At 69.2% G+C, this 26107-nt stretch carries 22 protein-coding genes, 1 tRNA gene and 3 pseudogenes; 14 read left to right on the top strand and 12 right to left on the bottom strand.

Annotated elements, in window-relative coordinates; all coding sequences use genetic code 11:
• Window positions 1-8 precede the first annotated feature (8 nt).
• Complete coding sequence (locus ACWGKJ_RS33315) at window positions 9-890, bottom strand: aminoglycoside phosphotransferase family protein (RefSeq protein WP_385026752.1); 882 nt, start codon at window positions 888-890, stop codon at window positions 9-11.
• A gap of 114 nt (window positions 891-1004) precedes the next feature.
• On the bottom strand, window positions 1005-2204 hold the full coding sequence (locus ACWGKJ_RS33310; protein ID WP_385026755.1) for a tetratricopeptide repeat protein: 1200 nt from the start codon (window positions 2202-2204) through the stop codon (window positions 1005-1007).
• 779 nt (window positions 2205-2983) lie between these two features.
• Between ACWGKJ_RS33310 and ACWGKJ_RS33305 the strand changes: the two genes are divergently transcribed.
• The 9 genes and pseudogenes from ACWGKJ_RS33305 to ACWGKJ_RS33265 form a co-directional block, all read left to right on the top strand.
• Entirely contained in the window at window positions 2984-3787 is an 804-nt protein-coding gene (locus ACWGKJ_RS33305) for a phytanoyl-CoA dioxygenase family protein (RefSeq protein WP_385026811.1), read from the top strand.
• Between the two features lie 13 nt (window positions 3788-3800).
• Window positions 3801-4853 carry a polysaccharide deacetylase family protein gene (locus ACWGKJ_RS33300; protein ID WP_385026758.1) on the top strand — a complete coding sequence of 351 codons (1053 nt, stop codon included), beginning with the start codon at window positions 3801-3803 and terminating at the stop codon, window positions 4851-4853.
• Window positions 4850-6142: a D-arabinono-1,4-lactone oxidase gene (locus tag ACWGKJ_RS33295; RefSeq protein ID WP_385026761.1), complete on the top strand. Its 1293-nt coding sequence runs from the start codon at window positions 4850-4852 to the stop codon at window positions 6140-6142. The genes ACWGKJ_RS33300 and ACWGKJ_RS33295 overlap by 4 nt, the downstream gene beginning before the upstream one ends.
• Window positions 6129-7121 carry an aldo/keto reductase gene (locus tag ACWGKJ_RS33290; protein ID WP_385026764.1) on the top strand — a complete coding sequence of 331 codons (993 nt, stop codon included), beginning with the start codon at window positions 6129-6131 and terminating at the stop codon, window positions 7119-7121. Before ACWGKJ_RS33295 ends, ACWGKJ_RS33290 begins: the two co-directional genes overlap by 14 nt.
• Window positions 7122-7170: 49 nt before the next feature.
• A complete protein-coding gene (locus ACWGKJ_RS33285; protein WP_385026766.1) occupies window positions 7171-7962 on the top strand; it encodes an SDR family NAD(P)-dependent oxidoreductase in 792 nt (263 codons plus the stop codon).
• Window positions 7963-8037: 75 nt separating this feature from the next.
• A pseudogene (locus ACWGKJ_RS33280) lies at window positions 8038-8448 on the top strand (transposase); the annotation flags it as partial.
• 596 nt (window positions 8449-9044) lie between these two features.
• Window positions 9045-9704: a reverse transcriptase domain-containing protein gene (locus ACWGKJ_RS33275; RefSeq protein ID WP_385026769.1), complete on the top strand. Its 660-nt coding sequence runs from the start codon at window positions 9045-9047 to the stop codon at window positions 9702-9704.
• Between the two features lie 92 nt (window positions 9705-9796).
• Window positions 9797-10507 (top strand): group II intron maturase-specific domain-containing protein, encoded by a 711-nt coding sequence (locus ACWGKJ_RS33270; RefSeq protein WP_385026772.1) that lies wholly within the window; start codon window positions 9797-9799, stop codon window positions 10505-10507.
• 110 nt (window positions 10508-10617) lie between these two features.
• Window positions 10618-10779 (top strand): annotated as a pseudogene (locus ACWGKJ_RS33265) (transposase); the annotation flags it as partial.
• Window positions 10780-10863: 84 nt separating this feature from the next.
• Here ACWGKJ_RS33265 and ACWGKJ_RS33260 read toward each other — a convergent pair.
• Both ACWGKJ_RS33260 and ACWGKJ_RS33255 read right to left on the bottom strand, forming a co-directional pair.
• The gene (locus tag ACWGKJ_RS33260) at window positions 10864-11103 is read right to left on the bottom strand and encodes a hypothetical protein (RefSeq protein ID WP_385026775.1); all 240 of its coding nucleotides are present in this window, start codon (window positions 11101-11103) and stop codon (window positions 10864-10866) included.
• A complete protein-coding gene (locus ACWGKJ_RS33255) occupies window positions 11100-12269 on the bottom strand; it encodes an ISL3 family transposase (protein WP_385026778.1) in 1170 nt (389 codons plus the stop codon). The genes ACWGKJ_RS33260 and ACWGKJ_RS33255 overlap by 4 nt, the downstream gene beginning before the upstream one ends.
• Before the next feature lie 116 nt (window positions 12270-12385).
• Here ACWGKJ_RS33255 and ACWGKJ_RS33250 point away from each other — a divergent pair.
• Window positions 12386-13074, top strand: a pseudogene (locus tag ACWGKJ_RS33250) (IS256 family transposase); the annotation flags it as partial.
• Window positions 13075-13283: 209 nt separating this feature from the next.
• Here ACWGKJ_RS33250 and ACWGKJ_RS33245 read toward each other — a convergent pair.
• Both ACWGKJ_RS33245 and ACWGKJ_RS33240 read right to left on the bottom strand, forming a co-directional pair.
• On the bottom strand, window positions 13284-16049 hold the full coding sequence (locus ACWGKJ_RS33245) for a Helicase associated domain protein (protein WP_453315893.1): 2766 nt from the start codon (window positions 16047-16049) through the stop codon (window positions 13284-13286).
• Window positions 16050-16082: 33 nt separating this feature from the next.
• Window positions 16083-16898, bottom strand: a complete 816-nt coding sequence (locus ACWGKJ_RS33240) for a DEAD/DEAH box helicase family protein (protein ID WP_385026781.1) — start codon at window positions 16896-16898, stop codon at window positions 16083-16085.
• Window positions 16899-17470: 572 nt separating this feature from the next.
• Between ACWGKJ_RS33240 and ACWGKJ_RS33235 the strand changes: the two genes are divergently transcribed.
• Complete coding sequence (locus ACWGKJ_RS33235; protein WP_385026784.1) at window positions 17471-18130, top strand: hypothetical protein; 660 nt, start codon at window positions 17471-17473, stop codon at window positions 18128-18130.
• 170 nt (window positions 18131-18300) lie between these two features.
• Window positions 18301-19035 (top strand): hypothetical protein, encoded by a 735-nt coding sequence (locus ACWGKJ_RS33230; RefSeq protein WP_385026787.1) that lies wholly within the window; start codon window positions 18301-18303, stop codon window positions 19033-19035.
• 524 nt (window positions 19036-19559) lie between these two features.
• On the opposite strand, the gene ACWGKJ_RS33225 is transcribed toward ACWGKJ_RS33230, so the two are convergent.
• Entirely contained in the window at window positions 19560-19808 is a 249-nt protein-coding gene (locus tag ACWGKJ_RS33225) for a hypothetical protein (protein ID WP_385026790.1), read from the bottom strand.
• Between the two features lie 293 nt (window positions 19809-20101).
• On the opposite strand from ACWGKJ_RS33225, the gene ACWGKJ_RS33220 reads away from it, so the two are divergent.
• The gene (locus ACWGKJ_RS33220; protein WP_385026793.1) at window positions 20102-21322 is read left to right on the top strand and encodes a hypothetical protein; all 1221 of its coding nucleotides are present in this window, start codon (window positions 20102-20104) and stop codon (window positions 21320-21322) included.
• 131 nt (window positions 21323-21453) lie between these two features.
• A complete protein-coding gene (locus tag ACWGKJ_RS33215; RefSeq protein ID WP_385026796.1) occupies window positions 21454-22449 on the top strand; it encodes a hypothetical protein in 996 nt (331 codons plus the stop codon).
• A 163-nt stretch (window positions 22450-22612) separates the two neighbouring features.
• On the opposite strand, the gene ACWGKJ_RS33210 is transcribed toward ACWGKJ_RS33215, so the two are convergent.
• From ACWGKJ_RS33210 to ACWGKJ_RS33190, 5 genes are all read right to left on the bottom strand, one after another.
• A tRNA-Met gene (locus ACWGKJ_RS33210) sits at window positions 22613-22686 on the bottom strand.
• Window positions 22687-22744: 58 nt separating this feature from the next.
• Window positions 22745-23317, bottom strand: coding sequence for a helix-turn-helix domain-containing protein (locus ACWGKJ_RS33205; protein ID WP_385026799.1), 573 nt, complete (start codon window positions 23315-23317; stop codon window positions 22745-22747).
• Entirely contained in the window at window positions 23318-24835 is a 1518-nt protein-coding gene (locus tag ACWGKJ_RS33200) for a helix-turn-helix domain-containing protein (RefSeq protein WP_385026802.1), read from the bottom strand. It lies immediately after the preceding gene.
• 12 nt (window positions 24836-24847) lie between these two features.
• Window positions 24848-25180 (bottom strand): hypothetical protein, encoded by a 333-nt coding sequence (locus ACWGKJ_RS33195; RefSeq protein ID WP_385026805.1) that lies wholly within the window; start codon window positions 25178-25180, stop codon window positions 24848-24850.
• Window positions 25181-25698: 518 nt separating this feature from the next.
• Window positions 25699-26107: transposase (locus tag ACWGKJ_RS33190; protein WP_385026808.1), on the bottom strand; the 409-nt coding region annotated here is incomplete at its 5' end.

Here is a 26107-nt window from a genome sequence, read left to right as displayed (position 1 = left end):
GGGCGCCGTCAGCGGGCGGCCAGCACCTGGCCGATGGTGTGGCGGGCGTTGGCGGCGATGACGGGGTTGGTGCGCCGGTAGTACGGCAGTTGGATGAGCGCCATGGACAGAGCCCAGCCGCGCCCCCGGGCCCAGGTGGCCTCATCGACGTCGACAGCGTCATGGAAGCGGGACCGGCCAGCCGGGGATAGCAGGTTCCACGCGGGGATGAGATCGATGGCCGGATCCCCCACGCCGACGGTGCCGAAGTCGAGCACAGCGGTCAGCCGGCCGTCGGCCCCCAGCAGGTTCGACGGCATCAGATCGGAGTGGGACCACTGGTCCCGTCCCGTCCAGTGCGGGACCCGCAGGACCGAATCCCAGGCGGCGAGCAGCGCGTCCGGTTCGAAGGGTTCCTCGGTGCGCCGCAGGGCATCGATCGCGTCGCGCGTCTCCGTGTCCACGCTCACCGGCGGGCTTCCCCGGTACGAGCGGGGGCCGCCCTCGGGATCGATTCCGCGCAACGCGGTCACGAAAGCGGCCAGGTCCCGCGCCAGCGTCCGCTGACCATCCGTGCAGCCCTCCACCAGCACCTCGCCCGCCACCCACCGGTGCAGGGCCCACCGGTGGGGGTAGCCTTCGGCCGGCTCTCCGAGCCCGATGACCTCGGGGATCGGGAACGGCAGCGACGGGGCGAGCCGCGACAACCAGCGCACCTCGCGCTCCAGCGCCTCGACGCCACCGGGCAACAGGGGCAGCCGGACGGTGGCCCCCGTTCCCACACGGTAGATCGCGTTGGTGGTGCCGCCGGACGCCAGTCGCCTGATGGGCAGGCCCGCCAGGTGACGGAACTGGCCGCGCAGCAGGGAACGCACGAGCGACTCGTCGGTCCGTGCCTCGTTCGCGTGCATGCGCATACCGTGCATCACTCCCTTTTCGCTCCGCTGTGTGGCGGCCTGTCAAAGCCGTGCACCCTGGCCAGTTGCTCGACGGCGCCCCTGGGAGGCGCCACGCCGGGCCGGCTCTCATTCCTCCGGAACCAGCGACTCCGCGAGCAGGCGCCACGCCTCGGCCGCGAGGTCCACGTCGGCTCCGCGCTGCGCTTCCTCGCCCAGCCGCCGCAGTCGTTGCGCCCCCTCGGTTCGCTCGCCCCCGAGAATCATGAGCTGGGCCTCCAGGACCTGGAACCTGAGTTGATCGCGATGGCTGAGGCGCTGCGGTTCGTCGCGTAGTGAGCGGACGATCTCCCGGGCGTCGTCGAGACGGTCCTGGTGGAAGGCCAGGCGAGCCCGGAGCGCGGCCAGCTCCTGCCGGGTCACGTCCGTGCCGACCAGTGCGACCGCGGGCTCCGCCTCCGCGAGGAGAGCCGCGGCCCTCGTGACCAGCGGGGGGCGGGACTGAAGGGAGAGGGAGGCTGCAGCCAGGCGCAGCCGGAGCCAGAGCAGCAGGTCGTCGCCGCTGGCCAGCCGGTCGAGCGCTTCACCCAGCAGTCGCTGGGCGCCGTCGTAATCGCCCTGGCGGACCCGGACGGTCGCGGAGGCCCAGCGCGCCTCTGCCGCCGGGGCGCCGTCGGAGTCGCCGACGAGTCCGAGCAGTTCGTCGGCGTGTGCGCGTGCGTCCGGCAGCCGGCCGGTCTCGGCCTCGCAGGAGATGAGAGTGAGCAGTGCCGCGCCGGCCTCGGGCCCGGGCAGCTCCGCGTCGCGCGTCACCCGGTACGCCTGCTCGGCGACAGTCAGCGCGTCGTCGAACTCGCCCAGGGAGCGCAGGCACCGGGCTAGTTGGGTACGCGCACGGCAACGCAGCTCAGGGACGTCCAGTTCGTCGGCGATCCGGACCGCTTCCCTGAAACCGTCGCGCGCCTGCGCAACCTGCCCCTGCCGCTGTTTGCGCCCTGCGATCAGCCAGAAGGCGTGCCACTGGAGGGCGGGGTCCTCGGCATCCGACCCACCCAGCAGTTCGTCGACTTCTGCGGCGGGCGCCTCGCCCGAGGAGGCGATGGCGAGGGCCTGGAGGAAGGGACGCCTGCCCGGCTCCTCGAAGGCCTCCCGCTCCACGCCGAGCCGTCGGCACAGGTAGTCGACGGCCCGGTCGGTAGGTCTCCGTGCCCCTGATTCCAGCCGCGAGAGGTATCCCGTGGACATGCCGTCCCCGACGAGCGCGGACTGCGACAGGCCGCGTTCAGTCCTCAACTGCTTGAGGCGGCGGCCAAAATGGGGCTGTTGCACCTGGCGAATCCCAGCATCGTCCGGACAGGGGGTGAACCACGCGTGATGCGCGAAAGCGGCCCTCCTTGGAGCGTCAGGTTGGCTGGCAGAGGAACTGCCCCCTGCTCACGCGGTTCAGGCAACAAGGATCCTATCTCCGAGCTGCATGTTTGACAAAGTCTCGCCAATGACCGGCACCAGAGGTGGTGCTCGTGCAGCAACCGGCAGGGTGAACGCAAGTTGCCCCTTGGCAAGCATTGCCAAATGAGAGAACCAGTCGATACTATTCTTGGCAAGTCAGCGGTAAGGGCTTGGGCTCGGCCTTGCCGGTTTCACGAAACGGCGACAGGCCGGACCGGAACACCGGCACGTCTCGTGGCCCCGGTGGTGTGCTTCCCGTCAAGCGCCCTCCGGTGCACGGCCCGACGAGGCCCCACCGGAGGCCCGGTGATCGCTCGGGGCGTCCACCAGCAATTTCTCGATCGGCCGCGCACAAGACGGACGGTGTCACCGGCGGTGGATCGCGACGACCGCGAGCGGGACTGCGGGGATCCAGCCCGGCGCCCGGCGGCCCAAGTGGGCAACGGGTCGAGGTCGGCAAGCTCCCGGTGGCCCGAAAATCACCTGCACTCCACCGGTTCCGAACTAGTCAACTCTATTGGCAAGATCTGGCAAACACATCCGTCGCGGGGGCCGGACCCGGTCACCCGGTACCGGAGAGGGGCGAGAAACGCCCGCGGATCCGCCGTACCGGATCACCCCCGCGCCCACCGAACAAGAACGGAGTCGAATCCGTGCCTATGCAGACCCCTGCCGCACCCGCGGCAACACTGCGGCTGGACGGCGAACAGGTCCGGCAGTTCCAGGACAGCGGCTATCTCGCGCTGCCCGGTTTCCTCACCATGGACTTGGTGGACCGTCTCAAGCCGGAGGTCGACCACTGGGTCGACGCGGGATTGCGCGCACAGTCGATCGCCTCGGCCCTCGATCCCGACACCCATGGCGTGCCGGACGTGATGGAGCTGGACCTCCCCGCCCACGGTGAACTGCTCACCCACGAGCCCCTGTTCCAGATCCTGAGGCAGCTGATGGGACGGGACTTCGTCTTCCACCACCTGCACAGCGACCGGCACGCGCCCTCCCTGCCAGGCAAGCCCTGGCACCACGACTACGAGCAGCACCTTCCGCAGGACCGCCCGCACACCATGATCCACGCGTTGCACTACCTGGACGGTATGAAACCGGATATGGCCGGACTCGCCGTCCTGCCCGGTTCCCACCGTGAAGTCACCGCCAAGGGGGCGCGCTGGCACCTCGGTACAGCGGTGCTGCCAGGAGAGGAGTACATCGAGGAGCTGCCGGAGGGTTCGACCATCCTGCTCAACTCGGCCCTCTTCCACGCCCGCCGCGCCAAGCCACACGCCGCCGGCCGCCCCCGGTACTTCGTGGATGCCTCCTACTGTCAGACCGGGACGCTGTGGCCACCGGTCAAGCCCTACTGGCGGGAGACGTTCCGGCGTGCACGCCGGAACGGGCTGGCGCGCGAGGACTGGCCGGAACTCTTTGCCGAACGCCACTTCAGCGTCTACTCAAAGCCCGAGTGAGCGAGGGGGAACCATGCTGTACGCAGGAATATCCTGGCACCGGGACGGATACCGCCTCGCAGTAGTCGACGAGGCAGGCCGCACCGTCCTGGAGCCCACCGGCCACCCCTCGCACCGGGTGCCCGAACTCGTTTCCCTGCTCAAGGGACTCGACGCCCCGACGACCCTCGTGGTCGACAGCACCAACGGAACCATCGATGGCCGCCTGATGGCCGCCGGCCTGCGCGTCCACCGCGCCGACCCTGCTCTGCTCCCCTCCGCCCCCCGGTTCGGTTCGGTCGAGGCCGAGCAGATCGCGCGAGCCGCGGCACTCCACGCGGACGCCCTGGTCGAACTGGAACGGCACCGCGGCACCCAGACATGCCGGGAGGACTTGCTCGCCGCCTGGATCGCCGGATCGGCCGAGGCCGACCTGGAGTTGGAGTCGTCGGGACTCCTGTTCAGCCACGGAGACCGTACGAGCAAACAGGTCGCTCTCACCTTCGATGACGGCCCCCTGCCGCGATACACTCGCCGGGTCCTCGACGTGCTGGAACGCTACGAGGTCCCGGCCACCTTCTTCTGCTGCGGCATCCACGTGGCGGGAGAGGGCGGCGAACAGCTGCTGCGCATGCGCGAGCAGGGACACACGATAGGCAACCACACCTGGTCGCACCCGTTCCTGCCCGAGCTCACCCGGGCCGGGCTGACCGAACAGATCGACCGTGCGGGGGAAGCGATCGCGCAGGCCACGGGCGGTGACGTGCCCCACCTGTTCCGCCCGCCCTACGGGGCCCGTACACCGGAGGTCCTCGGATGGCTCCGCGAATCCGGGACCACCACGGTTCTCTGGGACGTCGCCCCCGACGACTGGGCCCTGCGCCCGGCCGACGTGATCGCCCGGGACGTCCTGGCCGACGTGCGCCCCGGCTCCGTCGTACTCCTCCACGACGGCGGGGGTGACCGGTCGCCTACGGTCGACTCCCTCGCCCCGATCATCGAGGGGCTGCTGGCACGCGGATACGAGTTCGTCCTGGCGGAGGCCATGTCCGACTGTGCCAGAGCCCGCCCGGCAGGTGTCGCGTGAAGAACTGGGCAGGAAACATCGACCTCGGCACAGCCTCCGTTGAACGGCCGGCGTCCCTCGAGGAACTGCGGCACGTCGTCGCGCGCGGTGAACGGATACGGGCGCTCGGCGCCGGCCACTCCTTCAGCGGCATCCTCGCCACCGGTGGCACCCTCGTTCGTCTCGACGGCCTGCCACCGGAGATCCGCATCGACGCCGGATCTGGGACCGTCACGGTCGGCGCCGGCGTCCGCTACGCACATCTCTCGGCCGAGTTGCACGAGGCGGGATACGCCCTGGCGAACCTGGCCTCGCTGCCTGACATCACCGTCGCGGGGGCGGCTGCCTCCGCGACCCACGGTTCGGGCGACGGGCAGCGATGCCTTGCCGCATCAGTGGCAGGCGTCGAACTCGTCGGACCGGAGGGAGATCTGACCACCCTGCGCCGCGACGTCGACGGCGACGCGTTCACCGGCTCGGTGGTATCGCTCGGAGCACTGGGGGTCACCGCCAGGCTGACCCTGGAGATCGAGCCATCCTTCGAAGTGGCGCAGTCGCTGCGGACCGCCGTGTCCCTCGACGAGCTGTGCGCCCGCTTCGACGAGGCGTTCGGGGCGGCCTACAGCGTCAGCGCATTCACCCTGTGGCGCGACGACGCCGTCCTGTGGCTCAAGAGACGAACCGACCGGCCCGCCACCGAACTGGAACTCGGGGCTCTGGCGGACGGGCCGCTGGCCCCGGTGCCAGGCGACGACCCGTCCCACTGCACCCCTCAGGCCGGCCTGCCGGGGCCGTGGCACGAGCGACTGCCGCACACCCTGGCGGGCAGCGCCGGAGACGACGGCGACGAGTTGCAGTCCGAGTACTTCCTGCCGAGAGAGGCGGCGCCGGCCGCGTTCGCGGCGCTCCAGGAACTCTCCGGCGTGCTGGCGCCCGTACTGCAGGTCTCCGAGGTTCGGACCGTACGCGGTGACGACTTGTGGCTGAGCCCAGCGCACGAGAGGGACTCGGTGACCTTCCACTTCACCTGGACGCGGGATCTCGCCCGCGTCCGTCCCGTGATCGAGGCGGTGGAGGAGCGTCTGGCCCCGCTGGGTGCCCGGCCGCACTGGGCGAAGCTCACGGAGATGAGCAGCCCCACTATCCGTTCCCTGTACCGCCGTGCGCCGGACTTCACCGAACTGCGCACCAAGGCGGACCCGGACGGCAAGTTCGGTAACCAGTTCATCGACGAGGTGTTCCCGAGCGGAGGCCCGACCGGTGTTCCGCTCCCCGCGCACCACAGGAGGAGCGCTCATGGAAAGGCGTGAACTGGCCGGGACGGGCCGGAAGGTCTCCGCCGTCGGACTGGGCACCTGGCAGTTCGGGGACGGCTGGGGCCACATCCCGGAAGCGGATGTCCGGGGCGTCCTCGAGGCCGCCGTCGAGGGCGGCGTCGACCTCATCGACACCGCCGACGTCTACGGCGATGGCCGCAGCGAGCGGCTGATCGGGAGGTTCCTGCGGGACTTCCGCGCCTCGCCGGCGGAGCGGCCGACCGTGGCGACGAAGTTCGGGCGCCGGGGTCCGCAGGAAGCCGGCTCCTTCACCCTGGACAACCTTCGTGCCTGGGCGGACCGTTCGCGGGAGAACCTCGGGACCGAACGGCTGGACCTGGTGCAGCTGCACACACCACCGGACGAGGTGTTCGCGTCCGACGCGGTCTTCGACGCCCTGGACACGCTGGTCGAGGAGGGGCGGACCGCGGCCTACGGGGTGAGCGTCGAGACATGCGACCAGGCCCTCAGCGCCATCCGCCGGCCGGGTGTCGCCTCGGTCCAGATCATCCTCAACATCTTCCGGCGCAAACCGCTGGAGCGGGTCCTGCCGGAGGCGGCTGCGGCAGGCGTGGGCGTCTTCGCCCGGGTGCCGCTCGCCTCGGGGCTGCTTTCCGCGAAGTTCCGGCGGGAGACCCGTTTCGCCGCCGACGACCACCGCTCGTACAACCGGAACGGCGAACAGTTCGATGTCGGCGAGACCTTCTCCGGCGTCGACTACGCAACGGCGGTCGAGGCCTCCGCGGAGTTCGCGGAGCTCGCACCCGACGGGATCACCCCGGCTCAGGCGGCGCTGCGGTGGGTGACCCAGCAGGAGGGCGTCACCTCGGTCATCCCTGGCGCGAGTTCGACGGCCCAGGCCCGCGCCAACGCCGCCGTAGGGTCGTTGGCACCGCTGCCCCAGCCCCTCCTCGACCAGCTGCGGGACCTGTACGACGCGCGGATACGGGACCAGGTGCATCACCGCTGGTGACCCAGGTCATGGTTGACGTCCCTTCGGAACTAGCTCGGGAGCTGAGTCGATGAAAATCAGAGGAGAGAGGGTGCTCCTCACCGGCGCGACCGGCGGCATCGGCCGGGTACTCGCCGCCGCACTCGTCGGAGCGGGTGCTGACGTGATCCTGAGCGGTCGCGACCCCGGGGCGCTGCGGGAGGTGGCCGAGCCGCTGGGCGCCCGATGGTTCGCGGCCGACCTCTCCGATCGCCAGGACGTGATCGCACTCGCCGAGCACTGCGCGGGGGTCGGAGTCCTCGTCGCGAACGCCGCGCTGCCGGCCAGCGGGGACCTGCTCGAGTACACCCCGGAGCAGGTGGAACGGGCCCTCTCGGTGAACCTGGGGTCGACCGTTCTGCTGACGCGGCTGCTCGCCCCGGCGATGGTCGCGGCCGGCCGGGGGCATCTCGCCCTCATCGGGTCGATGTCCGGCAAGGCCGCCACCCCGCAGTCCTCGCTCTACACGGCGTCCAAGTTCGGCTTGCGGGGTTTCGCGCACGCGGCCCGTACCGACCTTCGGCCCGCGGGCGTCGGGGTCTCCCTGATCCAGCCGGGATTCGTCGCGGGAGCGGGCATGTTCGCGAGGACAGGGGCACCATTGCCCCGCGGAGCGCAGGCCGTAACCCCAGAGCAGGTGGCGGGAGCCGTGCTCAGGGCAGTCGAACGCGATCTCGGGGAGGTCAACGTGGCCCCCCTGAAACTCCGGATGACGTGTGCTCTGTCCGTCCAGTACCCGGCCCTGGCGGCCTGGTTGCAGCGCCGGGGAGCCCCGGACAGCAGCGGCAGGCTCATCGTCGAGGCGCAACGCGCCTCTCGCTGAACACCATCACGGTCGAGATCGGGAGTGTCTGATAAACGGCGGATCTGTTGATCATGGAGACGCCAAGTGAGTGAGATGACGATCGAGCAGGAGCCTGTTGCCGAGGTGGCGGGGTCCGGCACGTCGGACGAGCAGTTGATCGCGATGCTGGTCGACCGGGCCCGGAGCGAGGGCCTGCAGCTGACCGGCGAGGGAGGACTGCTGCAGCAGCTGACCAAGCGGGTCCTGGAGTCGGCCCTAGAAGGGGAGATCACGGACCACCTCGGCTACGACAAACACGATGCCGAGGGCCGCGGCAGCGGCAACAGCCGCAACGGGACGAGGGCGAAGACCGTGCTGACCGACGTCGGGCCGGTCGAGGTCAAGGTCCCGCGGGACGTGGCCGGCACCTTCGAGCCGCAGATCGTCAGGAAGCGGCAGCGGCGGCTGACCGGCGTGGACGAGATGGTCCTGTCGCTGTCGGCGAAGGGGCTCACCCACGGGGAGAGTGCGCCGTGAGGCGCTGGTTGATCGTGAGGGGGTGAAAGACCTCTTCCGTCGGGCCGTCGCAGCGGGCTGGCGAAGCTGAGGGCAGCCTGATCCGGGAGGTGCCGGGGAGGGTGGCAAGCGGCCCTGACAAAGCCGGGACGTGTCCAGCACCGTCAGATGGGGCGGGTCCGGCGAGCGACTCGGAAAGGTGTACGTAAGGAACCGGCGTGTTACTCCCTCAATGTGGTCACCGGCTCGAACCTGACGGATCTGGGCCGGTCGCGGTGCGCGCCCTCCTCGATGGCTGGGGCGGGGAACTCCCGGGCGGTGATTTTCTCGCGTCCGCCCGGAGGCCACGGTGAAAGCCTGCGGCGTAGCCGTGGCGATGCCGCAGGGGCAAAGTCGGGCGCCTCCTCCGGGAAACGATCAACTGGTGAACACGGGAACCGCCTGGTCACGGCTCCCGGCGGCGGGCAGACAATCCGCCGTTCGGGATAGGCCCACCGTCGGCCGAACGGACCAGGAGGGGCGGAGCCGTCGTAGTACTCCGAGGCCGGGAGAGCCGGCCACATGGGGAAGGACGGCAGCGGTTTCACGGATGAAGGGAGACTGCAATGTCGAAAGACGCGCCGCCGAACGGCGGCGCCCCGGACCCGGAGCCGCTTGGCTCCGCGTCGCGGGTATCGAAGATGCAGACCAAGCTCCACCGTTGGGCGGCGGCCGACCCTGGCCGCCGGTTCGATGACCTGTTCAACTTTGTGCACGCCCCGGCGACGCTGAAGGTGGCGTTCGACCGGGTCGCGGGCAACCGCGGGGCCAAGACCGCTGGAACGGACGGCCTGACGGTCGCCCGGATCGAGCGGGAGATCGGCGTCCCGGGGTTCCTGGGCGACCTGCGGAACGCGCTCATGAGCGGCGAGTTCCGCCCGCAGCGGGTACGGGAACGCAAGATTCCCAAGCCGGGCGGGTCCGGCAAGGTGCGGAAGCTCGGCATCCCCACCATCACCGACCGGGTGGTCCAGGCAGCGCTGAAACTCGTACTGGAACCGATTTTCGAGGCCGACTTCAAACCGGTCTCCTTCGGGTTCCGGCCCAACCGGCGGGCACACGACGCGATCTCGGACATCCACCTCTACGGCAGCCGCGGCTACCACTGGGTGGTGGACGCCGATATCGAGGCGTGCTTCGACTCGATCGATCACACGGCCCTGATGGACCGAGTGCGAGGACGGGTGAAGGAAACGTGTGCTGTCCCTGGTCAAAGCCTTCCTTAAGGCTGGGCTCCTCACCGAACTCGGCGAGGAGCCCGACCGGGACACCGCAGGGCGGGATCCTCTCCCCACTGCTGGCCAACATCGCGTTGTCGGTGCTCGACGAGCACTTCCACCACGACTGGGAGCCCGGCGGACGGATGGATACCGAGGGACGGCGCCACTGGCGCAGGAAGCAGGGCCACGCCACCTGGCGGCTCGTCCGCTACGCGGACGACTTCGTCATTCTGGTGTTCGGCACCCGCGACCACGCCGAAGCCCTGCATGAAGAGACCGTCCACGTGCTTGCTCCGGTCGGTCTTCGCCTGTCCCCGGGAAGACACAGATCGTGCACGTGGACGAGGAGTTCGACTTTCTGGGGTTCCGCATCCGGCGGCGCCGCAAGAAGGGGGACAGCCGACAAGTGGCACCTCTACACCTTTATCGGCGCCCGCGCATTGCGGACGCTGCGAGGCAAGATCCGTGCCCTGACCCACAGGTCGTCGCAGATCCCGCTCAGGGACGTGCTGATCCGGATCAACCAGATCACGCGCGGCTGGGCAGCCTACTTCCGGCACGCCGTGGCCAAGCACACCCGGGACACGCTGTCTCACTTCGTGTGGTGGCGCGTCATCAGGATGCTCAAGGCCCGACGTCGCTGGAGGTGGCGCGACGTCCGCCGATGGCTCCGCACCCCAAGGGGATGGCGGCCCATCCACGCAGACGGCGTTGAGCTGTTCGACATCGCCTCCACGCGGGTCACCCGCTACCGGCGGCGCAACAGCATCCCCACCCCCTGGACCAAGACCGCAACCGTTACCGCCTGACGCAGAAGCCGTGGGAGCCGGGTGCGGTGAGAGCTGCACGCCCGGTTCGGCGAGCGGCCCGCAGAAACGGACCGGTGGCAACACCGGCACCGCGCTGCGGGCCGACTCGACTTTCCGCGCACCTGGCCGAGGTCTACGGAGCGGAGGTGTCCAAGCAGACGATCTCCACGATTACCGACAAGGTGATGGAGGGGATGGCCGAGTGGCAGAGCCGCCCGCTTGACCGCGTGTATCCCGTTTTGTTCGTGGACGCCATCAACGTCAAGATCAGGGTTCTGTCAACGATCTTGTGATCCGGTGGGTTGGAGCTCATCGGTTGACGTTGCCCTCGACGGCACCGGAACTGTGGGGCAGGGTCAGTCCGTTGTGGACGGCGGCGTAGTCGCGGCGGAGATTGCGGGCGAAGCCCGCGAGCGGAGCCAGGCTGTCCGTTCGACGTCGGTGATCCAGTCGTCGAGGCGGTCGCCGTGGCGGCCGGTCATCATCGCGGCGAACTTCCTGACGTGAAGAGTGAGCCGGTCGAGTTCGGGATCGCGCTCGCGCAGCCGGTGCAGCTTGTCGGCGTCCTCGTCTCGTAGGTGCTCGGGGTGGGTCATGATCCAGGAGGTGACCTCGCGGACCGACGGAGGCTTGGGTCCCGGGGCGGGAGCGTGTCCACGCCCGTTCCGGTAGCGCCGCAGGTGGTGCTGGACAGCCAACTCGCCGCCCGGATAGCCGAGTTCTTGGAGGCGGCGTTTCGGATGCCTTCGTTCCAGCGCTGGTGCAGGTGGCTGACGTATGGGTCGACGATATGGGCCCGCTGCAGGCTCTTGGCGACGACATCGTCGGCGGAGCGGGCGTCCACCAGCTTGCAGACGGTCGCCTGGTGCAGACCGGGTTTCCGGCCGATCGCCGCCTTTGACATCCCCTGTTCCCGCAGCTCATGGGCGGCGGCATGCTGCTCACGCAGCCGAACCACGATCTTCAGTTCTTCCGGGAGCTGCACTACCTCTGGCTCCGCCGCGCCAGTGTCGTGACCGCTGGCCCGTGCTGGAGGCGGGTTTGCCAGTCGGGAGCGATGGGCGTTGACCGTCTTCTCGACCGCCTGGCCGAGGTTGGCCCACAGGTGATAGCGATCCGCGACCTGTTCGGCCTGCGGCGCCCCGACCCGAGCGCCCTCTGCATATCCGCTGGAACCGTCCCGGCAAATGACCTTCACCTCGGGGTGATCGCGGAGCCAGGCAGCCAAATCCTCCCCGTCGCGACCGTCGTAGAGGTACAGCAGCCGGTGGGTGGCCATGTCGATCAGTATCGTGCCGTAGTGGCGGCCCTTGCGGAACGCGAAGTCGTCGACGCCGAGGACCTCCACCTTGCCGATCTCCGGCTCGGGCAGGGACCTGACCAGCCGCAACAGCGTGTCCCTGCCGATGGTGAGGCCGACCGCGGACGCCAGTCGGGCCCCAGCCCGGCCGGCCAGGGCCAACCCGATCCGCGTCAAAACCTCGCCCAGCAGCGGGGTATGCCGGCTGTGCGGGATGGTCAGCCCCGAGACCTGCTCGGCGAACGTCACCGCCGTGCAGGAAGGGTTCTCGCAGCGGAAGCGGCGGACGCACAACTCGATCACGACACCGAGGCCACCCACAGCGACATCACGCAGCCTGCGGACGTACCGACCGTGCACCCGGGCCGAGCTCTGGCCGCACCGACACAAACCGGTCGTCGCCCGCACCCGCGTCCTCAGCACTACCTGGTCCGGCTGCCGCTCGACCTCCTCGATCAGCAACGCGGACAGGTACGGAAACAGCTCCAGGAGGACATCATGAGACCACGCGATGCATGATCGCGAACAGGCGGAGCAACGTGCTCAGCCGCCCGGATCACAAGATCGTCGACAGAACCGAGATCAGGGACGGCCAGGTCGCCAACCGGCCCGTCTACGTCGTCATGGCCGTCACCGTCGACGGCACCCGCGACATCCTCGGCATCTGGGCGGGCGAGGGCGCGAAGTACTGGCTGCGCGTGTTCACCGAACTGAAGAACCGCGGCCTGGACGACGTACTGATGCTGGTATGCGACGGGCTGAAGGGCCTCCCGGATGCCGTGGAGGCCGTCTGGCCTCGAACGATTGTCCAGACCTGCATCGTTCACCTCCTGCGCAACAGCTTCCGCTACGCGGCCCGGCAGGACTGGGACAAGATCGCGAAGGCGCTGAAGCCTGTCTACACCGCGCCGAACGAGAGCGCGGCGGCCGAACGCTTCGGAGAGTTCCAGGACGCCTGGGCCGGAAGTATCCGGCGGTCATCAAGCTGTGGGAAGCAGCCTGGGCCGAGTTCGTGCCCTTCCTCTCCTTCGACGTCGAGATCCGCAAGGTCATCTGCTCGACAAACGCGATCGAGAGCGTGAACGCCCGCATACGCAAGGCGATCCGAGCCCGAGGTCACTTCCCGAACGAGGCTGCCGCCTTGAAGTGCGTCTACATGGCGCTCATGAGCCCGGATCCCACAGGCAAGGGCCGCAAGCGCTGGAAAGCACCTTTGAACGCCTTCCAGATCGCCTTCGAAGGTCGACTCGCCCCGACCAACAACTGAACCTCAACAACCAAGATCGGCCGTTAAGTTGACACACCCCCTGGTCGATGGATTCGGTGAAGTCCTCGCCGATGCGGGCGGAAGCCCTCCGCCTCCGGTCCCCAGGACCGGAATCCGAAAGTCGACGCTCACCGAAGCCGACGGCCGCTACACCTTCACCACTGGCGGGGGCGACGGGGCGATGAGGTCGGCAGGTGCCACGGCCTTACTCAACGCGGCGAGGCGATGGGCTCTGTGGGGGCGTGCGCCCAAAAGGCGGCAGTGACACGCTGGACGAGGAGGGACTGGTCGCTCGGCGGGTCGTTGTCGCTGTCCACGGCGTGCGGCACAAGGACCCTGGTGCGGGCCACGTGGCGTACCTCTTGTGCCATGAGTGGGCGCAGGACGTTGACGAGTTGTGTGGCTGTGCAGTTGGGGTCCGGCAGCACGATGGCGTCAAGGTTGCGGGGCATCGGGTTGTAGCTCCTGCGTACGCAGTGGATGACCGGCTGGTCGTGTGTGTGCCGCACGGCCGGATCGCCTTCCAGATGGATTTCCGCGTCGAGCATGTCCACCGCCAATTGCATGGCGAACTTCTGGGCCTCGGCCCTGGTGGCCAGTACGGCCACGACGCGACGCAGCCGGAGCCGTTCGATGATCTGCGCGGTTGCGTTGGCTTGGGTGGACCATTGCCGCGGACGCCGCGAGGCGGGGTTTCTGCGGACGCGGACCACCGCCAGCTGGCAAGACGCCAGCAGTTCTTCGTCCTCCAGTGCCTGCCGGCTCGTCGGGACGACGTGGCTACCGAAGATCTTTTGTGCGGGCATGTGGACCGCCCAGTCCACGTCGCGCGCCTTGAGGCCGGGTGCTATCTGGCGGGGGATGCGTGGAGTGGCCGTCAGATAGATGCGCCGCCGGGCAAAGATGCGGTCGTCGTAGTGGATGTCGGCATAGGGGTGTTCCGGCGTGATGATGCCCTCTGCCGTGCGGTGCGCTTCTTCGACGACGAGGTGTCCCCAGGCAGGAAGGTCGTGGCGACGGTGGCTGTCGGCGACCAGCCGGGCATCTGCGTAGCGGGCGAACACCAGCGCTCCGGGCGGCTGCTGTCTGATCCAGTCGGCCAGATCGGCAGCGCTGGTCAGACGGGTACCACCGTGCGGGCCGAAGCCCATGCCCGCCTGCGGCCTGTCGCCCACTTTCCGCCAGGTGGCGGCGGCCTTGCGGAGGTAAAGCACATCCGGGCCGAGGATCAGGCAGGTTTCCGGAGCGAGTTCAAGCACAGCGGACGCGACAGTGGTGGTCTTGCCTGCTCCGGCAGGCATGCTGATCAGTGTCCGGCGGCCGCCCCCGCCGAAGATCATCGGGGCCAAGCCCGGTGGCGGCTCGCTCTCGGCCGTCCAAAACACCGGGTCGTGCGCACCCACCAACGCGGCAACGTCCTGGAGAGCCGGTTCCTCCCCAGCCGCGGAATTGCTCGTGACAGCAGCAGGGCTCTGTGCTGACGGAAGCGGTGCCGGCGGCGTCTGCGCGCGCTGGGAAGCCGGTGTCCACTCCATGGCCAGTGAGTCCAGGGACGCGATCTCCTCGCTGCCGAGGGCGTCTTGGCGGGCCTGAGCGCACAGGTCGGTGATCCATGGGCCGAGCGGGAAACGCCTGTCGCCTTCGCCGACGTGGAGGCCGGGCGGGACACGCAGGTGGTGGTGCTGGCGGTAGAAGTGCCGGGCGGCTCGCAGCCCGCCTGCGAAGTGGTTGGTGGGGGCTCGATGGAGCGCCAGGACCAGTGGACTGTCTTTGAACGGCAGCGCCGCCAGTTGCTGGCGCTGCTCCTTCTCCAGGGTCGGGAACATGTCGAACTGCCGGTCGAGCCAACGGGTGGCGTGGTCTGCGTCGCCGGGCAGGGGGCCGGGGGTGATGACCGGAGGGGACGCGCTGTCGCGGACCCGGGTCAAGGTGCGCTGCCATGCGTCGGACCAGCGGGGGTTCCACCAGCGGTCGATGTCTCGCAGGGCGCGCCGGTAGGGGTCGGGCAGGGTGCCCTCGCTGTCCTGGCGGCGCTGCTGCAGGAGCCACTGCGCGAGGGAGCGGCGCTGGTAGGTCTCCTGCGCGTCACGGGGAAGGAGGTGGCCGTGCTCGCATGCGTAGGCCTGCGCGGTTTCGAGGAAGGCCTCGGTGCTGTCCGGGTCGTGGCGCCAGGTGATGTTGAAGGTGGCCAGTGCGGCGACGCGGGCGGCGGGCAGGTGTCCGGCAGCTTTGAGGGCGCGCTGATAGCCGAGCCAGCAGCCGAGATGAAACCCGTCGTCGGTGATGTGATTGCTGGGGACGTCGAGGTGCCCGTGTTCGGTCTGGAAGGCCCGGGCGGCGGCCATCCCGGCGTCCCAGATGTCCGGTTCGGGTTCCATGATGCGCAGCATCAGGTGGGGAGCGATCTCCAGGGCGCGTGCGGGGCGGATGGCGTAGTCGGGGGTGGAGATGAGCAGGCGGCGGCCGCTGATCGGCAGGCGGTAGAAGTAGTGCTCGTCGTAGGCCCGCAGCGCGATCATGACTTGGTGGAGCAGGTGGTAGGGCGTGCCGAAGGTTGCTTCTTCGGGGCGTTGCCCGGGGCCGAACAGAACGGGGATGATCAAGGTGGAGACCTTGTTCATGCCGGGGCCGATGCGCAGGGCCCGTCCGATGGCCTGGATGATGTCGATGGTGGATTGCTTGGGGTCGGCGAACAGCACGGAGTCGGCCAGCGGGAAGTCCACGCCTTCGACGCACAGGCGGACATTGCACAGGACGCGGAGCTCGGCGAGCGAGCCCTTGCGCTGGTCTGCGGGGGCCTGCCCGAAGTGGCTCATGCGTTCGCGCCGCACCTGCCGGGAGTGCTTGTGGTGGATGCTGGAAACCCACAGGCCGTCCGCGTGTCCGCCAGGGATGGCGGCCGCGGTCTGCGGGAGGGTTTCGGCGAGGGCGTCGCACTGCGCGATGCTGCGGCTGAAGGCAACCGCCCGCTGAATGTGGTGGTCCTCGCGGGCTTTGAGCAGGGCCAGTTAGGCTGCGGCGACCCGCGCGGCATCGGTCTGCGGGGTACGGCCCCGCTTCGTGCGGCTGGTGAGGAAGGCGCGCAGCTGCGGGTGGTGGATCTCGGGGGCTGCGATGCGGTAGTCGGCGAGTCTGCCTTCGTGGATGGCCTCGGCCAGGGAGTAGCGGTAGGCGACGGTGCCGTAGAGGGACACATCGTCCATGGAGGCGATCGGTTCGGTGACGATGCCCCGGTTGACGTCCCAGATACGAGGCGTGGCGGTGAGGTAGAGGCGATGGCGGGCGGGGATGGCGTCGTCGTCGTGGATGACGCCCCAGGCCTTGCTTCGGGCTCCGGCGGTGCGGTGGGCTTCATCGACGATGGCGATGTCCCAGCGGGGTAGTTGATGGTCGTGGTGGGCCAGGCGGAGCTTTTTGAGGGCGGCGTAGGTGGCGAAGACGTTGACCGGGCCGTCGGCGTCTCGTACGGCTTGGGCCAGGTGTGCCGGGTTGCTTGTCATGGTGAGGATGCCGTCGAGGACGGGCTCGTTGGTCTGCGGATCGGAGCAGACCCCGAGGTAGCGGCCCGGGCGGCCGGCGGTGTACCAGACGCGGGCGGTCTGGTTCAGCAGGTCCAGGGTGGGCAGCAGAGTCAGGCTGCGGCTGTTGGTAGTGATCTCGTGGGCGACGTGGACGGCGAGGTGGGTCTTGCCGGTACCGCACGGCATGATCACCTGCTGTCGTGTGCGTCCCATCGCGAACGCGTTGAGCACACAGTCCGCGGCATCACGCTGACGGGTCCACAGCTTGCTGGACAGGCGTTCGCCGGAAAGATCAAGTTGCACGGGCCAACTCCGCAGTTCTGGCAGGTCAGTGGGTCTGCCCGAAGAATGCGCAGCAGAACGACCACGCGCTGCCCGCCCGCGGTGTTGCCACACGATCAGGTGAACACCGTACGAAACAGGCCCGTTCTATGCCCGCGCGCGATGTAGATGTAACTGTGCAGGAACAGCACAAGGTAGAGGCTGTGCGAGGCCGATGTGTCTGCAGGACGGAGCGGGAGCCGGATGGCGTGGGGCCGGAGTCTGGCACGCGTGAACGTGCTGCTGGCCGGCCATGAGTCGAACTGCTCGCTGCTATGGCGTGTGGCGGCGGCTCAGGGGGTGGATATCGCCTTCCTGCTGGACGAGTTGGGCGACGGGGAGCCGGGACAGCAGGCGGTGCAGCCGCATCTGGCCGAGGTCTTCTTGAGCGCTCCGGCCGCCGAGAGGCTCGCCGCGATGCTGAATGTGGAACTGTCACGGCTGCAATGGGCGCTGCCTCATCTGCGCGAGATCCACCTGCTGCCCGGGCAGCAGGCCCGGTGGGAATGGCCGTGGTATCCGATGGAGCACTATCTGGTCCCGGCCTGCAGCCGGTGCGTGGCGCTGCGCGGGGGCGGGTGGGGGCGATCTGGCTGGTCTGGCCCGAGTCCTGGAAGATCTGCGACCGGCATGGCCAGTTCACCCATGTGCGCCAGTCCGGCTCCGGCGTGGAACTGGCCCCACTGGCGCAGGTGGTGCGGGCGCACCGGCAGCGCCAGCGGTTCGAACGCCGGCACGGCCGCGTCGGGGCTTACCTGGTCGCGGACGCGTTCGCGGTCACCGGCTGGTGGTGGCGCACGACGGTCGTGGGGTGCTGGGCGCGGCGGGCACAACGCGCCGGGCGACCGGAGAGCGACCTGGAGTCGGCGTGGCTGTGGATGCACCCGGAGGCCGTCGCAGTGGCCCGCGCTCTGCTGGACTACGAGCGGCAGCGCGCGATGCAGGGCGCCGGGCCGTGGGCCGTGGCCGAGGCGCAGCTGCTCGAGCGCCTGGCGCAGCTGGCCACTGTGCTCGAGCTGCCGCCCGGGACGTGGCGGATCCCGGTGGCACAGTGGCTGCACCAGCATCTCCGGTGCGCGCCGCCGGTAGCGCAGATGGGCGAGCCGGGCCGGCCGGTGACGGCGCTCATCCACGCCGACGACGAGCAGCAGCAATCCCTGGCCGAGCGGTGCTGTCTGCCCTGGGAATGGAACGACCCGTCCGTGCCCGTGTGACCCCGGAGCGGCAGCGCGGGCCGCCGCCCGCAGGACCTCAACCGGGCAGGTTTCGGACCGGCGTTCGCCATGCCCTTCGTCCGGGTGATCGGCTGCGGCAGCGGCCACGAGGGCACCCGGGCCGGCGGATCATGGAGCGAGTTTGCCGGGCAGCGAGCTGGCGGAGGGGTATGTACGTGCCGGACGCTCCCCTAGACCAGCAGGCGATCACCGTCTGCTATCTCGACCGGTTCGGACGCCGGTGTGAACTGCCGGTGGAGCAGGCCGCTCAGGTGCCGTTCGAACAGCTGGCGCCCTTGCAGATGCCGGTGCCCTATCCAGGTCGGCAGTCCTTCGTCACCAAGGCCTGGGCCTCGGCCACCGGCCAGTCGCTGGCGTGCGGTTCACTGCGCCAGCAGCGCTGCGGCATGCTGCTGGACCGGGATCCGACGGTGGCCGCGCGCAGCGCCGGGCCAATGGAGCTGCACTGGACACAGGGCGGCTGCACGCAGAGCCTGCGGCCGGACTTCGTCGCCTTACGGGCAGCGCGGCGGGAGGTCATCTGCGTGGCTCCAGAGGAGATCACCGACCGTTGGCACGCAGGGCAGCAACTGCTGGCCCAGGCCGCCGCTGTGGCGGGCTGGCGGGTGCGGGTCCTGAAGCTGCCGGATGGTGTGGAGCTGGACAACCTGATGCTGCTGTACGCCGTCCGTAGTCCACAGTGGCTGGCCGTGGCCGATGCCGAGGCGTTGGCCCGCCGCTTCACTTCCCCTCGCACCATTCGCTCCGGGGTGCGGGCTGCGGGCCTGCCCATGTTTGCGGGCGTGGACCTGGCCTATCACCTGATCTGGAAACGGCGGCTGCACACCGACATGACCAGGCTCCTGACGCCGTCATCGACGGCATGGCTGCGGGAGGACGGATGACCGCACCGCACGGCGCGGTTCCGGACGGCGCGGACACTCTGGCCCTCGGCGACACCATCACCTTCAGCGGGGCGCGCTGGCTGGTGACCGCCTTTCACGGTCCGCGGGTCTTCCTCAACGCGCCCGGTGACACCACAGCCGAGCCTTTGATCATCCTCCAGCCGGTGCTGACGTCCGCGAAGGACTTCGCGGTCCTTGACCGGGCGGCTCCCCGCACGGTGGTCACCCACCGCGGGCACGAGCTGAAAGCCCTGCCCGCCGCACTGCGTCGCGAGGTGACCCGGTGGGAGCGCATCGTGAAGGAGGTGCTGCACCAGCAGGCCCCGAACGTGCCGGCGACCACTCCGCCCAAACCCGCCTTCGACCCGGAGCTCCGCACTCTCAAGCAGCGCTACCGCACCAAGACCGACCAGTTGACCGAGGCTGGCTGGCCGACCTCGCCCGCCACCATCGAGCGCAAGTGCCTCGCCTGGCGCAAGGAGGGACTGCTGGGGTTGATCGACCGGCGTGGCCAGCGCGCCGCCTCAGCGCACGGACGCGTCGAGCAGCGGGTGATCGACCTGGTGTGGGAGATCCTGGATGGCGAACGCGACCAGGGTCTGTCGCCGGGCACCTTGTCGCGGCTGATCGGCCGTGTGCAGCAGACGGTTCAGGCCCGCTACGCTCGTGAGCTCGCCGACGCCGATGCGGCCACCGCGGCTGCGCTGCTGCCCAGCCAGGCCACGTATTACCGGCTGCTGCAGCGTCTGGGGATCACGGCACACAATGCGCATGCCGCGGCGGCCCGGCGTGCGGCCGGCCCGCCGCTCTCAGCGATGCGGCCCGGCAGCCGGCGGGCGACCACGGCGCGCTGGCCCGGGGAACTGGTGCAGATCGACACCACCGGACTGGATGTACTGGTCATCGGCGACGAGGGACAGATCATCTCGGTGGAGCTGACCATCGCGATCGATGTGGCCACCCGCAGCATCGTCGGCGCGCTGATCGTGCCCAAGCGGTTCCGCCGTGGTGCCGGTGCGGGCCGGTGGCTGGGCGGGCCACCCGCAGCTTCGACACGGTGCAGGTCGTGGCGCAGAGCACCGCACCGCTGCCGGTACAGCCGGGGTGGTCCCCGGAAACCTTCATGGGCGGCTCGGACCTGCCCTTCGAGGAACTGCTGGCCGCCGATGAGCGGTTCGCCGGTGCGGCCGCCAGGCCGGTCATCAAACCCGAGACGCTCGTCGTCGACCACGGCTCACCGTTCGTCTCCGCGGACTTCACCCGCTCCTGCAACTCCCTGGGCATCGAGGTCCGCGAGGCCCGGCTGCGCACCCCCGTCGACAAGGCGATCGTCGAGCGCGCCATGCTGGCGATCAAGACCGGCTTCAGCCAGCACCTGGCCTCCTACACCCACCACCGTCTGGACCTGCGCGGCAAACACGTCCGCAAGCAGCCGCTGTGGACGATCGCCCAGCTGCAGGACCTGTTCGAGCAGTGGGTGGCGCTGCGCTGGCAGCAGACCCCGCACGGCGCGCTGCGCAGCCCGTTCACCCCGGGACTGAAGCTCACCCCGAACCAGATGTATGCAGCGCTGATCTCGCTGCGCGGCTACCGGGCCACGGCGCTGACCGAGAGCGAGAACCGCAAGCTGCTGCCGACCGTGTGGGCACGCATCAACCGCAAGGGCTTCCAGATCAACAACCGCACCTACAACCTGGACAAGGGAGCCCTGGATCCCTTCCGCGGCTCCTCCGGGCTCGCGGCCTTCCAGGGAAGGTGGGAGGTGCACTACTCCCCCAACCAGCCCGAGGTCGCCTGGCTGTTCAACCACCGGGCCGCCCCAGACAGCGACCCGTGGGTGGAGGTGCCCTTCATCCACCGGCGGATCCTGCACGACCGGTGGACCGAAGAGAGCTGGGAGCAAGGACTGCAGGTCCATCTCGCCGTCGGCGGACACCGACACGACGAGGCCGCCATCGCCCGGGCCACGCACCGCCTGCTGTCCAAAGCGGCTAAGGGGCCCGGGCCCGCCGATGCACCCGCTGCCTCTGCCCGTTCCCTGCCCGCGCCCCGCCGCCGGCCGGCGGCACCCAAGGAGCCCTATGCCGCCGGTATGCCGCCGCTGGATCCGGAATCGGTGCGGCCCTTCCGCCGCCTCGATCGCCCCGCTGCGGAACTCTTCACCGCTGGCGAGCCCGTAAAGGACAGCAGGCAGAGCGTCGATGCCTTCCTCGCCTCGCTGCCCGAACTGAACCCGCCCGCCGACGGCGATAACGGCTATAACGGCCAACAAGGAGAGGACCGTTGAAAGCCTCGGTACGTGATCCGCAGTCCCCGCCCACTCCCCCAGCCCCGCCGGCCCCCGACACTGTCGGCCCGCCGACCACCCTGCTGGGGTGGCGCACCCGCCTGCGGCAACCGTCCTCCAAGCTCCCATCCTTGGTTCCGCTGCCGCCGGAAGACCCTTCCTCCGCCAACAGCGAGGAGGAAGGGGAGAAAAGGGAGAACGATCCCCGCGTCCGATACCGCGCCGACCTCGGTCTGGTCGAGACCACCGACATCCAGCGCGGACTGCTCCTCGCACGGCGGATGCTGCGGCGAAACGGCGAACGCCGCCAACCCGGCCCGCACATCGCCATCGACAGCGACTACCGCGGCACCGGCAAACGCACGCTGCTGCACCACATCGGCATGGGCCACCAAGGGCGCCGCGAGAAACTGCACGGCATCGACGACACCCGCATCCCGGTGATCTGCATCAACGCCCCGCCCACCCCGGGCACCCCGGCCGACTGGTCCGCCGCCCTTGCCACGTTCCTGGGCTGGGCCCTCTACCGCTCCGACACCGACAGCCGGCCCGTGCAACGCATGAAGGACTTCACCGGGCCCGCCGTGCATGTGATGCGCACCAACCACGTAGAGGTGTGCCTGGTCGACGGGATCGACCGGCTGCGCACCGAGGATCTGCAGCCCACCTTCGACTTCTTCGACTACCTCGCGGACGAACTGAGCCTGACGGTCTTCTGGAGCGGCATCGGCTCCAGCGACATCCTCCGCGAAGCACGCACCGCCCGCTTCCCCGCCCTGCGCCGGACAACCGACGCCGCACCGCTGCGCCAGCGGCCCGTACCCACCCTCTGGGTCAACCGGCTACCCCCTCGCAGCCCCGAACACCCCGACGAGTGGCCCCGGGCCCTGGCCAGTTTCGACGGAAGACTCCAGCTGTGCCGCCACCGGCCCAACAGTCTCCTGGAGCTCGCCGAAGAGCTCTACGACATCACTGACGGGCTCATGGAAAACCTCACACCGCTGCTCAGCACGGCCGCGCAGATCGCCATTCTCGACGGCACCGAGGCGATCACACCGGAGATCCTGCACGACGCAGCCCGATACCTCGATCTGCCCGCGGCAGGCACGATGGACGAGGCGTGGTGACGCAGAGCGCGGATGCCGGGCTCTCACCACCGACGAGTACGCGGGCCGCTCGCACGCCGTGCCGGGCACTCGCACACGTCGCCCAGCGGGCCCGCAGGTGGCGGGCGTCCCTGAAATGCGACAGGGCCCGGATCCTCGAATGGATCCGGACCCTGCTCGGCAGTAGCGGGGACAGGATTTGAACCTGCGGCCTCTGGGTTATGAGCCCAGCGAGCTACCGAGCTGCTCCACCCCGCGTCGATGAAGCCAACCGTAGGTCTTCCCGCGAGGTCCGCAGACCGCCCTCGGCCAGGGGCTATGCAGCGAAGCCGACGTTGGTGCAGTACTCGTACGCTCCGTACTGGGATCCCAGATCAGGCAGGACGTCGTCGGTCCAGGCCGCGTCCAAGCCGTGGTGGTCACCGGCCGCCCACGCGCCGACGATCCGGTCCCAGCGGCGCACCTTCATGTGCCGGAAGGGAACGTCGCGCTGCAGCGGGCGGGCGACGCCGGACTGGTTGAGGGGATGGATCTCCACCCTGGTGCCGCCGTTCGCGTTGAGGCGCTTGAGCAGGTGCCGGGCCACGTTCTGCCGGCGCACCACCCGGTAGGCGTCGTCGATCTTCTTCAGGTTCTTCGCCGAGGGGTGGCGCTTGCCCTCCAGCCATGCCTTGAGCGTGCGGTCGGTCACCGTCAGCCCGGCATCCCTGGCGGCCTGACGGGCGTGGTCGGACCTCGTCAGATAGTTCAGGCGCGCCATCAGGCCGCGCTTCGCCGTGACGGGTGTGGCGATGCCGCCGGCGAGGTCGTCGAGCTTTTGCCCGACGAGTTCGCTTCCCCTGACGCCGCTCGCGCCGAACCTCCCGAAGTCGCTGTTCCTCTCCGGCATCTACTGCTCCTCCCCCATCGTGTCGGTGCCCGCGGTGTAGAGGTCTTTGACCTTGACCTCGGTAACCCCACGGCCTTCGGGAAAGACACGGCGCCAGTCGCCGATGACGTGGAGTTCGTCGGTGCCCATCGCGCGGACGACGGCGAGTCCTTCGTCGTGGGCTTTGAGCGCCTTCATCCAGAGGTTGGCGAAGGCCTGGGAGCGGATGATGTGCATCCAGTCCGGCCGATACAGCTCCCGGTTGTAATTCGACTCCCCCATGGTGGAGACGAACTTCGAGTACATCGCCTTCACGTACTCCAGGGTGACCGCGTCGCCGTCGGCGATGGCGGTGTCGCGGGCGTCCTTGAGCGTGATGCGGAACTTCTCCAGCAGGTTCTCCGTCGCCCCCGAAGTGTAGGACTCGTGGACTTCCGGCGCCTCGCACAGCCCGTATTTCGGGCTGGACAGGCGCAGCAGGAGACGCAGGGTGGGTTCGGTGACCCACAGGGGTCCGGGTTCGTCGCGCTCGCCGATCGGGTTGGGCAGCACGGCGTCGTGCTCCCAGGCGGGTGGGGTGATCAGGTGGACTCCGGCGCGGCGGCGGTCGTGCGGCATGCCGGTGGTGTGCTCGAGCTGCCCGAGCGGCAGATGAGTCTTGAGGGCGGACAGGTAGGCGCCGTTGATGTCCAGTGCCGTCACCCCATGAACGCCGGGCGGCAGTTCGGCGCGGGTCCACTTGGGGCGGGCCTCCCAGATCTGGTCCGCGCCCCGGGAGGTCTGCTTCTTCAGGATGTCGGGAATCCCGGGGTGGGCGATCACGTCGTACCGGGCGCCCTTGCGGGTCTCGTCCAGCAAGCGCATCGTGTCCGGGATCGCCTTCTTCAACAGCGCCGCGGTGGCCGCTTCCACGTCGCCCTGGTGCTCGGCGAGCGCTCCCTCAACCGCCGCATGGATCAAGCCCACCGCGCCTGACGGCTCCTGGAATGCCCGGCGGGCCGGGCCCTTGGCACGCTCCGACGGCTTCGAGGCCGGGGCAGGCCGGCCTGCGACCGGGGCGGTAGGGGCGGGCTGCGCCTCGGCTGTGCTGTCCTGACATTCGGCCGGGTCCAGGTGCTGAGCGAAGCCCTCCACCCGCTGTCCGGCCGGACGCCCGCACAGCACACACGGCTCCGGCGAGGTGAGTACCTCTACCTCGTCGCCGCCCTCGGGCTCGGAGGAAGCGGGCTCGGCTGAAGCGGCAGCCTCCGCTGCGACGGGCTCGGCCGCAGTGGACTCCACCGCGGGCTCGGTGTCGGCGGTGAGCTTGGCGCTCAACCCGTTCAGGAGATAGGCGTACTTGACGCGCACCTCGCCGGCCGGGACCCGGCCGGCTTCCCAGGCACTGACCGTGGACGGGCTCACCCCGAGGGCGCGGGCGACCTGTGCCTTGGACAGTTGGGCCTGCTCGCGCAAGGCGCGGCGGGCCGCGGGGTCCGGGAGGTCGGCCTGCGGGCCGACGGAGGCGAGGAGCGAGTCGATCGCGTCGAAGTCACTCACCGGGCGCTCCCTTCAGATGTAGGTTACGGGGTTGCGGGACAAGTGCGGGCTCTTGGTGGGCCGTCCGACACGGTCGTCGCCCCGCAGCAACTCCCCTTGGAGGGCGTAGCGGTCGCCGTGCTTGGAGATCCCGGTGATCGTCGCGACGGCGAGGACAGTGCCTGACGTGTTGATGATCTGCACCTCGTCCTGGGACAGGGCACGGTCGGCATTGAACTTCCAGATGCCGCGGCCGGTCTCCCATGCCTCGTCCTCGCTCATGCCGGGCCGCCAGCCAATGGTCATCCGTTCGAGCATGTCGTCCGGGCCCGCCTCGCGCTCGGGGCCGATCTGGATCTGCAACACCCGCCCACCTCCCAGAACCTGAACTCTTCAACTTGTTGCGAAGTTACCACCTGAACATGTAACTTCGCAACAAGTTAGGAAGTAACCGCCTTTCCTGACCCCAGCACGACTTCACCGCTCCGACCCTCGACACGAAGGAGACCCACTCCATGGCCAAGGCGTACGGCGAAGTACTGCGCGGCATCCGCACCGACACCTGCTGCACGACCGGCGCGGAGCTGATCCACATCCGGTTCACCGACGACTGGGGCATCCGCGGCTGCAACGAGTGCGGCGGCCCAGAACAAGCTCGGAATCCTGGTGCACGCCCGTCCCAGCGAAGTAACGCACCCCGGCGCCAGCTGATCCCCCGCCCCGGCCTTCGGGCCTCCGCCCGCCGCCAGCCCGACGGCAGTCAGAGGCCCTTGCGCACGCTTCCAACTCGGATTCCGGAGTCCCCGTAGTTCCGGGCCCGGCGGGCCTGCTCCCCAGCCCGCATCCTGCGCCCTGAGGTTCCCCCGTCATGCGGGAGCCGCTGATCAGCTGGTCAGCAGGGGGTGACGGGTGTTCAGATTCGTTGGTTCGGCCGTCGCCTGCTCGGCGTAGTACTTCTCCTCGAACTCGATCGGGCTGAGGAAGCCGAGCCGTTCCTGGATGCGGCGGGAGTTGCAGAAGCCGTCGACGTACTCGAAGAGCGCGAGATTCACCTCGGCCCTCGTGGTGAAGGTGCGGCCGCGGAGGCCCTCGGTTTTGATGAGCATCCAGAGGTTCTCGGCGAGGGCGTTGTCGTACGAGTCCCCGACCGAACCCATGGATGCCTCAACTCCCGCCCGCATGAGTCGAGTTGTGAGCTTGATGGACGTATATTGACAGCCGTGGTCGGCGTGGTGAATGAGCTTGCCCGGCTCAACTTCGCGGGACGCGAGGGCGTACTCCAGCGTGGTCAGG

This window comes from Streptomyces sp. NPDC054757 (assembly GCF_053612185.1).
The sequence above is the reverse complement of the archived record's forward strand: the minus strand, read 5'-3'. Positions and strand labels throughout refer to the sequence as shown.